Genomic DNA, 12,489 nt, shown 5'->3' on the forward strand with positions numbered 1-12,489 from the left:
CAGAACAGGCTAATCCCCAAAAGACTACGTACCGGAGGGTCCTTGATGAAATCGCGCACTAAAGTGGTCGTCATTGGCGGCGGTATCGCCGGCTGCTCGACTCTGTATCACTTGACCCGTGAAGGTTGGACCGATGTGGTGCTGGTCGAGCGCGATGAGTTGACCAGCGGCACAACTTGGCATTCGGCCGCGCAGGTGACCAATTTTGGCATGAACCAGACCATGGTTGGTCTGAAGACCCACTCGATCAACCTGTACAAGGAACTGGCCGAGGATCCAGACTATCCTATCAACTACCATCACGGTGACGGTGGCATCCGGCTTGCAAATACGCCTGAGCAGATGCAGGGGTACCACCATTTTGCGTCTATGGCGCGCGGAATGGATGTGCATTTCGAGGTCATAGATGCAGAGGAATGCGCCCGCCGGCACCCGTTGATTTCCACCGACAACCTTCTCGGTGGGCTATGGGATCCGCTAGATGGCGACATCGATCCGGCTCAACTGTGCCAAGCTCTGGCACGCCGTGCGCGCAAAGCCGGGGCCGAGGTGTATCGCAATACTCCGGTCACAGGACTGACACAGCACAAGGACGATACCTGGACGGTTCACACGGAACACGGCAATATTGACTGCGATATCGTAGTTAATGCTTGTGGTTATCGGGTAAACGAAGTGGGCGCGATGATGGGCGTGCACCACCCTGTCGCTTCGATGGAGCATCAGTATTTTCTGACAGAAGAAATCGCAACGATCCGCGACGCAGGCCATCGGATGCCCCTGCTGCGCTGTCCGATCAGCGACTATTATTGTCGGCAGGAGAAGAACGGCTTGCTGGTCGGCTTCTACGAGCAGGATTGCAAAACCTGGGGCATGGACGGGATCGATCCGAATTTTGTGAACGCGCTGTGCCCTGACGATCTGGACCGCGTGACGGATGTGCTGGAAGGTGCCTTCGCACGCATGCCTGCACTGATGGATGTCGGCATTCATACAGTGGTGAATGGTCCGATCACCTACACAATTGACGGTGCACCTTTGGTCGGGCCAATCCCAGGAAAGCGCAATGCTTTCTGCATCATCGGCCTACGCGCAGGTCTAGGTGAAGGAGGAGGCCACGGCTGGCTGCTGGCCCAACAGATCGTTCACGGCGAGGCCTGCTATGAAACGTGGTGCCTTGATCCGCGTCGGTTTACCGGCCACACAAATGTGGAGCTGACCGCGCTGAAAGCCATCGAAGATTACCAGAATGAATTCCGCTTTCATTTCCCGCACGAACACCGGCCTGCCGGTCGCCCCGCCAAAACCACACCGCTGACCCCGATCCTCGCAGCAGAAGGGGCTGAATTTACAGTGGTCAACGGTTGGGAGCGGGTCGACTACATCAAGCCTGCACCAGATTTTCACCCAACGCTGAGTTTCAGTTTTGATGAGACCTTTGACGTCGTGGCAGCGGAAATCAGAAACCTTCAAGAAAATGTCGGACTGGCCGAAGTGAACGGCTTCAACCGGCTGGAAATCACTGGAACCGATCGGCATCGGTTTCTGGATCGGATGATGTGCGGCGCGGTGACAAAACGCGACGGGCGGGTCGGCCTTGGTTATCTGCTGAACCACCACGGGATGGTCAAAGCCGAGGCCACCATCGCCAACCTTCCCGCGAGTGATCGCGGCCCGGCACGGGTCTGGTACGGGTCCGCCGCCGCCAGCGAATACCATGATATGGACTGGCTAAAGGCGCATCTGCATGATGGCGAAGATGTGCAAATCCGCTCACTCACCAATGATCAGACAATATTAGTGCTGGCCGGACCCAAATCGCGCGACGTGCTGTCCGCTTGTGCTCGAGGAGACTGGTCGCGAGAAGCTTTTCCCTGGCTGTCAGTTCGCGAGTGCTTTGTCGGGTTCGCGCCAGCAACTGTATTGAATATCAGCTTCTCAGGGGAACCGGCCTACGAGATACATGTCCCGAACGCCTCACTATACGCGGCCTATCTGGCGCTCAGAAATGCTGGCGAGACGCATGACTTGAAATTATTTGGTGCTCGCGCCGTCGAGTCCATGCGGATGGAGAAAGGGTTCTTGCACTGGAAAGCCGATCTGCTCACAGAGTTCGACCCGTTTGAGACCGGTTTGGATCGGTTTGTGAAACTGACCAAAGGCGATTTCATTGGCCGAAACGCGTTGCAGAGACGCCTTGAGAACGGGCCTCAAAAGAAACTGGTAAGCCTGAAAATCGATACAACCAAAGCACCGGCGCATGGTGGAGCCTCCCTGATGTTGGACGACATGGTTATTGGCACAATCACGTCAGGTGACTGGGGCCACAGAACAGGGCTAAACCTTGCTTACGGCTTTGTGAATCCGGAATTTTCCGAACCCGGCAGCCGAATGCAACTTGACCTGTGCGGAGAATTGATCGCGGCCGAGGTGATTGCGCCGTCCCCGTATGACCCGGACCTCTCATGCGTGCGAGGCTAATCCCAAAGTTACTCCCCGTTTCGATAGGCAGTTGGTGTCTGCCCGAATTGCATCCGGAACGCCCGCGTCATTGCGCTTGGGTTCTCATACCCGCAGCGGCTGGCGATCTCGGCCACGGACTGCTGGGTCTCGACCGCAAGTTTACGCGCCAAATTCAGACGCAGGCGACGATAGAGCGCCTGAGGTGTTACACCCAGCTCGGACAAAACCCGGGTCTCAATCTTCTTTTGAGAGCACCCGAGCTGACGAGCGATATCCTTTATCATTACTGGCGCATCCAACGTGCCCTGCATGACGCCCAGCACCCGGTTCACCAGCCTGTCTTCGGATTTCATCTGTGTTGAAGCAGCACTTGGTTCACCACGGTTCATCAGAAGATGCGCCACCTCCATCGACAACAGCGGCCCGTGATCCGCAAGAATCAGCGCAGTCGCCAGATCATAAGCAGCCATCGCGCCCGAACAGGTGATCCGGTTCCGGTCGATCACAAAACGTTCCTGCACGACCTCGACATCGGTAAAAGTTTCTTCGAACCGGGAAAGTTCATCCCAGTGAATGGTCGCGCGATGCCCTTCCAACAGTCCCGCACGCGCGAGCAACCAACTCCCTGTGTCCAGACCAGCCAAATTGCGATGACGGGTTGCGGCCCTGCACAAAGCGCGATGAGTATCGGGAACCGAGTGTTCCAGATACCCATAAGACGGCATGACAACCAAAGCATCACCAGCCTCGATCCCCATCGCTCCATGCGGCGCGACCTGCAACCCGCTGGAACTTTGGACAGGCGCACCATGGGGTGAATAGAACTGCCAGGCATAGAGATCCTGCCCCGCCAAAGTGTTCGCCGCGCGCAGAGGCTCGACCATGTTGGCGAGGCAAAGGTTCGAGAACCCGTTGAACAGCAAAAAGTTATATATCTGTGTCAAATTTTTCTAACTCGGCATGATATCGTACGATTACTGCATGTCATCGTGTCAGGCAATTACGTTTCATCGCCAATCAGACATCAGGGGAACGCGTCATGCAATTTGGCTTAACCGAAGAACAAGAAATGATCGTCTCAACAGTGCGGAGCTTTGTTGAGAACGAGATTTACCCCCACGAAGCTGAGGTCGAGCGCACCGGACAGGTGCCACATGAGCTGGGCGAAGAAATCAAGCGGAAATGCATCGAACTGGGATTTTATGCCTGTAACTTCCCCGAAGAAGTCGGTGGCGCAGGTCTCTCGCATCTTGATTTCACTCTTGTCGAACGCGAGCTCGGCCGAGGTTCGATGGCATTGACCCATTTCTTCGGTCGCCCGCAGAATATCCTGATGGCCTGCAACGCCGACCAGCGTGAACGCTATTTGTTGCCTGCCGTGCGTGGCGAAAAGATGGATGCTCTGGCTATGACCGAACCTGACGCGGGGTCAGATGTTCGGGGCATGAAATGTCAGGCCGTTCGCGATGGCGGTGACTGGGTCGTCCACGGTTCGAAACACTTCATCTCGGGCGCGGAGCACGCGGATTTCTTCATCGTATTCATCGCAACAGGTGTAGATAAAACTCCGAAAGGCCCTAAAAAGCGGATCACTACATTCCTCGTAGATCGTGGTACGCCGGGTTTTGAAGTGCGCGAGGGGTATAATTCAGTCAGCCACAAAGGCTATAAGAACTATATCCTGTATTTTGACAATTGCCGTTTGCCCGACGCACAGGTTTTGGGCGAGGTCGATGGCGGTTTCGCCGTGATGAACGAGTGGCTCTATGCAACGCGCCTGACTGTTGCTGCTTTTTCGGTCGGGCGCGCGCGGCGCTGTTTTGATTACGCACTGAACTACGCGGCTGAGCGCAAGCAATTCGGCCAGCCGATCGGCAAGTTTCAGGGTGTCGGCTTTCAGATCGCCGACATGATCACCGAGATCGACGCTGCTGACTGGCTGACGCTCGCGGCCGCATGGCGTCTGGATCAGGACTTGCCCTCAAACCGCGAGATCGCCTCGGCCAAGCTTTATGCTTCGGAAATGCTGGCTAAGGTCACGGATACGACGCTGCAAATCTATGGTGGCATGGGTCTGATGGACGACTTCCCGATCGAACGGTTCTGGCGGGATGCGCGCGTAGAACGTATCTGGGATGGTACGAGCGAAATCCAGCGGCATATCATCAGTCGTGATCTGCTGCGGCCTCTGGGTGCCTGAGGCCCGAATGAGCAAGGATATCTCCCGTCTTCTACGCCCGGAATCCATCGCGGTGATCGGCGGCGGTGCGTGGTGCCAGCAGGTTATCCTGCAGTCGGAACGCATGGGCTACGCAGGGAAAATCTGGCCTGTCCATCCCAAGGCGGATGAAATTGCCGGGCACAAGGCCTACGCACGGATTGAGGACCTGCCATCGTCCCCGGACGCGGCCTTTGTTGGCATCAACCGTCACGCCACCGTTGAGGCCGTTCAGGTTCTGTCAGACATGGGCAGCGGCGGCGCAGTTTGCTTTGCCTCTGGCTTCTCGGAAGCTGCAGCCGAGGATCAGGCAGGAGGAGATCTGCAATCAGAGTTGATCAATGCAGCAGGCAGCATGCCTATTCTTGGGCCAAACTGCTATGGCTTTATCAATGCGCTTGATGGTGCGCTATTGTGGCCCGATCAGCATGGAGCCGCTCGGGTAGATCGAGGCGTTGCCATTCTGACCCAGAGCTCCAACATCTCGATCAACCTGACTATGCAGAAACGAGCTCTGCCGATTGCCTATATGGTGACTTGCGGGAACATGGCGCAGACCAGTCAGGCTGAGATCGCCATGTCGCTGATCGATGATCCACGGGTCACTGCCGTCGGTTTACATATCGAGGGTTTCAAGGATATCCGCGAATGGGAGGCCCTTGCTGCCAAGGCACATCGGAAAGGCGTGCCTCTGATCGCACTTAAGGTGGGCGCATCCGAACAGGCGCAGGCAGCAACAGTTTCTCATACCGCCTCACTGGCTGGGAGCGATGCGGGTGCGCAGGCTTTGCTAAACCGGCTGGGCATCCCGCGCCTGTCCTCGCTGCCCGAGTTTCTGGAAACCCTGAAATTGTTGCATTGTTATGGGCCTTTGCCGGGGGGCAACATTGCTTCGATCAGCTGCTCGGGCGGCGAGGCCAGCCTGATCGCAGATATAGCGATCGGCACTGGCCTCAGATTTCCAGAACTGTCCAGAGATAAGCAAACTCGATTGCGCGATGCGCTTGGTCCGATGGTCGCACTAAGCAATCCACTCGATTACCACACCTATATCTGGTGCGATGAAGAGGCGATGGCGAACGCTTGGGCCGGAATGACTGGCGACGACATAGATCTGACATTCACGATCGTTGATTACCCGACCACCGACCCGACGGATTGGGCCGCCGCCACGCGTACAGCACAAAAAGTGCGGGCAGATACGGGTGCGCGTTTTGCCGTGGTTTCTACCCTGCCCGAATTGCTACCTGAAGATGTAGCACAAACCCTAATGGAGGCCGGTGTGGTACCCTTCATGGGTCTCCGCGAAGCCCTTTCTGCCACGCGCGCGGCGGGTCAGGTCGCCGCACCTGCAAGCGCGCCAGTCTGCTTGCCGGGTACGTCTGATGTCACGCATACGCTGTTCGAAGCCGAGGCCAAGCAAGCTCTGGCTGCCCATGGTTTGCGCATCCCTCGGAACAGGTCCGTTCGTGGCGCAAAGGAAGCCCTCAGCGCGGCGCAAGAAATGGAAGCGCCATTTGCTGTCAAAGGCGTCGGCCTTGCCCACAAGTCCGAACATTCCGCTGTACGATTGAGGGTTCAGGCTGCCGATGTGACAGGTGTGGCAGCGGATATTGGAACTGATGAGATTCTGATCGAAGAGATGATCACAGGTGCGGTGGCTGAAATCCTCGTCGGTGTGGTGCGGGACCCTGCCCATGGCTTTGTGCTGACAATAGGGGCCGGTGGTGTCTTGACCGAAATATTGCGCGATACCACCTCTCTTCTGGTCCCGGCAACATCCGACAGTATTCGCGCTGCTCTCGGCGAACTAAAGATCGCGTCATTGCTGGCAGGCTATCGCGGCCAACCAGCGGCTGATATGGATGAAATCGTTGCCGCCATTCAGGCCGTTCAAGACTATGTAATGCAAAATGCCGAAACGCTCGGCGAGGTCGAAATCAACCCGCTTCTCTGCACGCCCACCCGGGCGGTGGCGGTGGATGCGCTTATCAGAAAGGCCTGAGAAATGGACCCGATCAAGACCCGCCGTGACGGCGCAATTCTCGAAGTGACGCTGGATCGGCCAAAAGCCAATGCGATCGATCTGGCAACCAGCCGCATCATGGGGCAGGTATTTGCCGAGTTTCGCGATGATCCCGAACTGCGCGTCGCGATCTTGACCGGAGCAGGTGACAAATTCTTTTGCCCTGGCTGGGACCTGAAGGCAGCCGCCGAAGGCGATGCCGTAGATGGAGATTATGGTGTCGGTGGCTTTGGCGGTTTGCAGGAGTTACGCGATCTGAACAAACCGGTCATCGCGGCCATCAATGGTATTGCCTGTGGTGGCGGGCTCGAGCTTGCGATTTCAGCCGATATGATCCTGGCCGCTGAACACGCAACTTTTGCCCTGCCTGAGATTCGATCCGGAACCGTTGCAGATGCGGCGAGCGTCAAGCTACCCAAACGCATTCCCTACCACATCGCGATGGAGCTATTGCTGACTGGACGCTGGTTCGATGCCGAAGAAGGTCAGCGTTGGGGCTTGGTCAATGAAGTCCTGCCTGCCGATCAACTGATGGATCGTGCCTGGGAATTGGCGCGTCTGCTCGCCTCGGGTCCTCCGCTGGTTTATGCTGCGATCAAAGAGGTCGTGCGCGAAGCTGAAGACAGCAAATTTCAGGACGCCATGAACCGCATCACCAAGCGCCAGCTGCGCACCGTCGATATCCTCTATTCCAGCGAGGATCAGCTTGAAGGCGCAAAAGCCTTCGCTGAAAAGCGTGATCCGGTCTGGAAAGGAAAATAAGTTCAAAACACCGCTGCCTTCATCGCATTGGCGCAGTTTTGCTCCAATCGCTCAGCTAAGCTTGTTTTTTGTCAGAACACACTTTTACTATCCTGCAATTCAGGCCACAGCTACTTTAACTGGAAGAAGGAATGTCAAAGCGGCCCGATGCAGGACAAGAAAACAGAACCAGAACTTGAGATCGGGCGAACCCTGCAGCGTTTACGACAGGAACGTCAGCTCACGGTGACCGAACTTGCTGCGCAGTCAAAGGTTTCCACGCCCATGATCAGCCGAATCGAAAATGGTCATGTGTCGCCGTCCCTTAGTACCTTACACGCGTTGGCAGATGCACTATCTGTCTCTCTGATGGCGCTGTTCAGCCATACCGACACGACCTCGGATGTGCATCACGTTCGGGCGGGAACCGGATTGCCGTCGCGGCGTATCACACCAGACCATGCCCATGACTATCTACTGCTCGGCAAACACAGCGGGCCTAGCGGGTCATTCCAATCCGCACGCATCCGCATCTCAAAACAAGACCAACGCAAGTTGCCTAATTATCAGCACGAAGGCTACGTCTTCATCTACATGATTGAAGGCAGCGCCATCTATGGCTGTGGGACCGAAGAGTTCGAGATGTCAGAAGGTGACACGCTCAGCTTCGACGCCAAGCTCCCACATGGGGTGCGGGACATCCTGTCAGACGAAATTGAATTCGTGACCGTGTCGACGCGACCGCATTGATCTTTGCAGATGCCCTAGGTTCCACGCCGCGTTTGCCATCCGATCAGGCTGAAACACGCAAACACTACTGCAGCAACACAAACAATGGATGGCCCTGCAGGCGTATCAAACATATAAGCAGCCCGTAGCCCGGCGATTGCGGAAAATGCACCAATCGCCGCCGCAATCAAAGCCATCGCTTCCGGTGATCTGGCCAGACTGCGCGCAGCCGCCGCCGGGATGATCAGCATTGCAGCAATCAAAAGAACACCTACGACCTTTATCGCCACGGCCACTGTAACTGCCAGAGACAGCGTCAGGATCAACTGCTCTCGCTTGGGGTCAAAGCCGCTGGCATAGGCCAACTCTTCATTCATGGTCGCCGTCAAAAGCTGCGACCAGCGCCATACGATCAGGGCCACGACAAGCGCTGCGCCCCCCCAGATCACAACCAGATCGGTGCGTGACACGGCCAGAATATCACCGAAGAGATAGGCCACCAGGTCGATGCGAACACCGGACAGGAACGATACGGCGACTAGACCGAAGGCAAGTGCAGAATGTGCTAGAACACCCAGCAGTGTATCCATCGCGTAGCCACGTCCGGACAACAGTGTCACGGTAAGTGCCATTGCAAGCGCAACAGCTAGCGCCCCAGTAAAGATGGACAGCTGAAACGTCAGCGACAAAGCGACACCCAGGATTGCCGCATGGGCGGTGGCATCCCCGAAATAGGCCATTCGACGCCAGACAACAAAACACCCCAGCGGTGCCGCAGCAAAAGCAACGCCAACACCTGCAAGCGTCGCGCGCGTCATGAAATCATCCAGCATTATTCTGCGGCTTCCTGAGAGGTTTCACAGTGACCGTGATCGTGATCATGGTCGTGATCATGGCGATAGAGGGCAAGTGCGCCTCCGGTACCCGTTCCGAACAGGGCCCGATATTCCGGGGCCGAAGCTACGACTGCGGGGGACCCTTGGCAGCACACATGACCATTAAGGCAGATCACCCTGTCCGACGCGCTCATGACCACGTGCAATTCATGGCTTATCATCAATATGGCGCATCCGGTTTCACGCCGGACCTCCTCGATCTGACGATAAAACGCCGCAGACCCCGGTTGGTCGAGACCCTGAGTGGCTTCGTCCAAAAGCAGAACGTCGGGCCGATTGATCAACGCCCGCGCCAGCAAGACGCGCTGAAACTGTCCGCCTGACAATTGCGACATTTGGCGCTTTAGCAGATCCGGCACCCCAGCAGTTTCAAGCGCTTCTGTACATTGAAGCCTAGAGACACGATCCGTCAGACGCATGAATCTTTCCACTGATATCGGCAGGGTCGGATCAATGTGCAGTTTTTGGGGGACATACCCGATTTTTAGCCCAGGCTTCAGTGTAACCTTACCTTCCGCAGGCTTGGTCGCGCCAATGACGGCACGCAACAGGCTGGTCTTTCCCGATCCGTTTGGACCAACGATCGTCACGATTTCACCAGCCTCAATCGTCATGCCGACATGGCGCAGAACGGTATTCGCGCCATAACGCACGCTGAGATTTTCAACGGTGATCAGGGTCATGTCTACGCCTTCTCGGTGCAGTCTGGGCAGAGTCCCTCGGCTTCTACAACGGTTCGCTCGATTTCGAAACCCGCCGCGCGCGCGGCTGCGCCGAGGACGCCATTGGACGGTGCCGACTGAGCTTCGGCGACAGCGTCGCATTTTCTGCAGATCATGAAGGCCGGGGAATGCGACGCTCCGGGATGAGAACAGGCCACAAAGGCGTTCAAACGTTCGATCTTGTGGACGAACCCGTTCTGGACAAGAAAATCAAGCGCGCGATAAGCCACCGGCGGCTGCGAGCCAAAACCGGCTTCGCGCAAACGGTCCAGAATAGCGTATGCCCCGAGCGACTTGTGGTCTTGCAACAGCATTTCAAGAACTTTTCGTCGCACAGGGGTTAGCCGCAACCCTTCTTCCCTGCACCGAGCATCCGCTGTGGCCAACGCCGTTTCGACGCAATTCTTGTGATCATGCTCCTGAAATCCTACCGGCGCATCTTCACCAACCGAAATGGGGTGCATCTCACTTGTCATGTTATACCATATCATATATGCCGCTCGTAACGTTATAAAATCACACAGAGGGTCTGATGTCCAGAAAGCTGCTCCCACTATCGATTACCGCTGCATTGATGGGCGGAACCGCCATGGCGGATGCACCCAAGGTTGCGGTTGACATCGCACCCGTTCACTCACTCGTGGCCCGGGTGATGGAGGGGGTAGGAACGCCTGAATTGATAGTGCAGCCCGGTGCCTCGCCACACGAATACAACCTTCGTCCGTCAGAAGCAGCCGCACTGCAAGAGGCAGATCTGGTATTCTGGATTGGCGAGGACCTGACCCCGTGGATGGAAGGCGCTGTCGAGACGCTTAGCGACGGGGCGACTGTTACGGTGTTGCTTGAGTCGGACGGAACGGTTCTGCTCGATTTCCGTGAAAGTGCTTTGTTCGAAGCGCATGACCATAGCGACGACGAAGATCATGGGGATGACGATCATGACGATCACGACCATGCTGAGGATGATGGTCATGATCACGACGACCACGACGATCATGCAAAAGACGATGACGACGATCACGAGGATCATGCCGAGGACAAAGAGCATGATGATCATAATCATGACGAAGAGCATGCGGATGAGCATGACCACGATGATCATGAGGACCACGCCGGACATGACGACCATGAGGGCCATGCGCATGGCGAACATGATCCGCACGCCTGGCTCTCTCCGGTCAACGCAGAAATCTGGCTGAAAACGATCGCGGCGCAGCTTTCTTCGGCTGACCCAGACAACGCAGGTGCTTATTTTGCGAATGCGGCAGCTGCGCGTGAAGAAATGGCTGCTTTGTCAGCGGAAGTGGCCGAAACGCTGGCGCCGGTCAAAGGTGGCAGCTTCATCGTGTTCCACGATGCCTATCAATATTTCGAAGATGCCTTTGGCTTCCCGGCCTCGGGTGCAATTTCCCTCAGCGATGCGACCGATCCAAGCCCGGCAAGGATCGCCGAAATTCAGGGGCGTATCCGCGACGAAGGTGTGGATTGTGTCATGGCTGAACCCCAGTTCAACCCCGGAATTGTCGCAACCGTTCTCGACGGCACCGAAGCTAAAACCGGCATCATGGACCCGCTGGGATCTGATCTGGAACCCGGAGTAAATCTGTACCCGCAACTCATCCGCAATCTGGCCAAAACACTGTCTGAGTGCCTTTGACTCAATCAACAGCCTGGTTGGGAGTTGGTTCTGGCCAGGCTGAAATCAGACAAAGTTCTCCGCTCATCGTTCCAACAAAGTCATCAGTATTCGGCTACCGGCCTCTCTAAGCTGTCCAATTTGGCGGCTAAGCTGCCGGCGCAAGTCAATCATCGCCAGCGAACTTTCGATGCCGCGCTCGACCAGAGGTTGGGTCACGCCAATCTATTCCTCCAGAAACGCCGCCTCCACACCTGTACGGTCGGGAAGATCAAATTCTTGTCCGGATATCTGAGCCTCAAGTCTCGCGCGCGACGCGATCGCAATCGCCTGTCGCGGCCTGCCAATGGCCTAGATCACGCCACGAATACGAAAGGGAAGGGCAGATCGACCAAAGCAACCAGCGAGGCAGACGTAAAGAAATCCCTCACGACCTTTAAATCCCGAAGGATCGAGGCCATGCGTCCATTCTGCCCGCCCCGGGCTTTCATTATAAGCGCCATCAACTGATTGAACAGCCGCTCGGTGATCTTCAGGTCCGCCCGTTTTCCCGCTGTATCGATGAACCGTGTCCGCAGGTTCTTGATCAGGAAATCGAACAACAGTGCAAGGCCAACCCCGACGACCAGAGCCAACAAGCTATCAACCACTTCGTTTGGCAGAATGGGGTCATGAACGACCATGGTGAACCGCGACGTCACCAGCCCAAGCACGCTTGTCACCATCGCGGCCAATAGGATCTGAATGTAGACCCCGCGCAGATCGCTGAACGCGGACCAAAACCGATGACCTTGCGGCCTAAACGATTCTCGCTCCAGCGGCGCGAGCATTATGCGCGCAATATCCAGCGCGTCTTGCGCAGTCTTGTTTCCTGTCGCCGCCAGATCTGAGGTTCGCTGAGTCCGCTGCTGGCATCGATCGCAAGAAAGCGTCGGTGTCTTCTCGATCCAGAACCACTAAAGGTTGAACATCTGGGGCAAACGCCAGGACCAGAAACAAGTTCAGGTCCAGTTTCAGTAACCGCGCTTTCCCAAAACCTGACTGTAGCCCACCGCTTC

The 12,489-nt window shown here is 56.4% G+C and carries 12 protein-coding genes; 6 read left to right on the plus strand and 6 right to left on the minus strand.

Translation table 11 applies throughout. The features are described 5' to 3' along the window. The first annotated feature begins 45 nt into the window (after positions 1 to 45). Positions 46 to 2,481 (plus strand): GcvT family protein, encoded by a 2,436-nt coding sequence (locus tag ACR0MP_RS18940; protein ID WP_480887564.1) that lies wholly within the window; start codon positions 46 to 48, stop codon positions 2,479 to 2,481. Between the two features lie 8 nt (positions 2,482 to 2,489). Here ACR0MP_RS18940 and ACR0MP_RS18945 read toward each other — a convergent pair whose 3' ends face one another. After that, positions 2,490 to 3,407, minus strand: a complete 918-nt coding sequence (locus ACR0MP_RS18945) for a GlxA family transcriptional regulator (RefSeq protein WP_480887566.1) — start codon at positions 3,405 to 3,407, stop codon at positions 2,490 to 2,492. Positions 3,408 to 3,502: 95 nt separating this feature from the next. Here ACR0MP_RS18945 and ACR0MP_RS18950 point away from each other — a divergent pair, with 95 nt between their 5' ends. The 4 genes from ACR0MP_RS18950 (at position 3,503) to ACR0MP_RS18965 (ending at position 8,198) form a co-directional block, all read left to right on the plus strand. Beyond that, positions 3,503 to 4,663, plus strand: coding sequence for an acyl-CoA dehydrogenase family protein (locus ACR0MP_RS18950; RefSeq protein WP_480887568.1), 1,161 nt, complete (start codon positions 3,503 to 3,505; stop codon positions 4,661 to 4,663). 7 nt (positions 4,664 to 4,670) lie between these two features. Then, entirely contained in the window at positions 4,671 to 6,686 is a 2,016-nt protein-coding gene (locus ACR0MP_RS18955; RefSeq protein WP_480887569.1) for an acetate--CoA ligase family protein, read from the plus strand. 3 nt (positions 6,687 to 6,689) lie between these two features. Continuing rightward, positions 6,690 to 7,469: a carnitinyl-CoA dehydratase gene (locus tag ACR0MP_RS18960; protein WP_170407705.1), complete on the plus strand. Its 780-nt coding sequence runs from the start codon at positions 6,690 to 6,692 to the stop codon at positions 7,467 to 7,469. 147 nt (positions 7,470 to 7,616) lie between these two features. Next, positions 7,617 to 8,198, plus strand: a complete 582-nt coding sequence (locus ACR0MP_RS18965) for an XRE family transcriptional regulator (RefSeq protein ID WP_170735938.1) — start codon at positions 7,617 to 7,619, stop codon at positions 8,196 to 8,198. A 14-nt stretch (positions 8,199 to 8,212) separates the two neighbouring features. Here ACR0MP_RS18965 and ACR0MP_RS18970 read toward each other — a convergent pair whose 3' ends face one another. The 3 genes from ACR0MP_RS18970 to ACR0MP_RS18980 are packed head-to-tail and all read right to left on the minus strand — an operon-like array spanning position 8,213 to position 10,271. Then, the gene (locus ACR0MP_RS18970) at positions 8,213 to 9,010 is read right to left on the minus strand and encodes a metal ABC transporter permease (RefSeq protein WP_170735941.1); all 798 of its coding nucleotides are present in this window, start codon (positions 9,008 to 9,010) and stop codon (positions 8,213 to 8,215) included. After that, the gene (locus tag ACR0MP_RS18975; RefSeq protein WP_170407697.1) at positions 9,010 to 9,756 is read right to left on the minus strand and encodes a metal ABC transporter ATP-binding protein; all 747 of its coding nucleotides are present in this window, start codon (positions 9,754 to 9,756) and stop codon (positions 9,010 to 9,012) included. Before ACR0MP_RS18975 ends, ACR0MP_RS18970 begins: the two co-directional genes overlap by 1 nt. Before the next feature lie 2 nt (positions 9,757 to 9,758). Further along, positions 9,759 to 10,271, minus strand: a complete 513-nt coding sequence (locus ACR0MP_RS18980) for a Fur family transcriptional regulator (RefSeq protein WP_170735943.1) — start codon at positions 10,269 to 10,271, stop codon at positions 9,759 to 9,761. Between the two features lie 56 nt (positions 10,272 to 10,327). Here ACR0MP_RS18980 and ACR0MP_RS18985 point away from each other — a divergent pair, with 56 nt between their 5' ends. Beyond that, positions 10,328 to 11,452 (plus strand): zinc ABC transporter substrate-binding protein, encoded by a 1,125-nt coding sequence (locus ACR0MP_RS18985; protein ID WP_480614327.1) that lies wholly within the window; start codon positions 10,328 to 10,330, stop codon positions 11,450 to 11,452. Between the two features lie 63 nt (positions 11,453 to 11,515). On the opposite strand, the gene ACR0MP_RS18990 is transcribed toward ACR0MP_RS18985, so the two are convergent. Continuing rightward, positions 11,516 to 11,650 (minus strand): hypothetical protein, encoded by a 135-nt coding sequence (locus tag ACR0MP_RS18990; RefSeq protein ID WP_480760886.1) that lies wholly within the window; start codon positions 11,648 to 11,650, stop codon positions 11,516 to 11,518. Positions 11,651 to 11,787: 137 nt separating this feature from the next. Further along, positions 11,788 to 12,261 carry a 6TM ABC transporter family protein gene (locus tag ACR0MP_RS18995; protein ID WP_170407687.1) on the minus strand — a complete coding sequence of 158 codons (474 nt, stop codon included), beginning with the start codon at positions 12,259 to 12,261 and terminating at the stop codon, positions 11,788 to 11,790. Positions 12,262 to 12,489: the final 228 nt, after the last annotated feature.

The organism is Ruegeria sp. K3 (assembly GCF_056531845.1).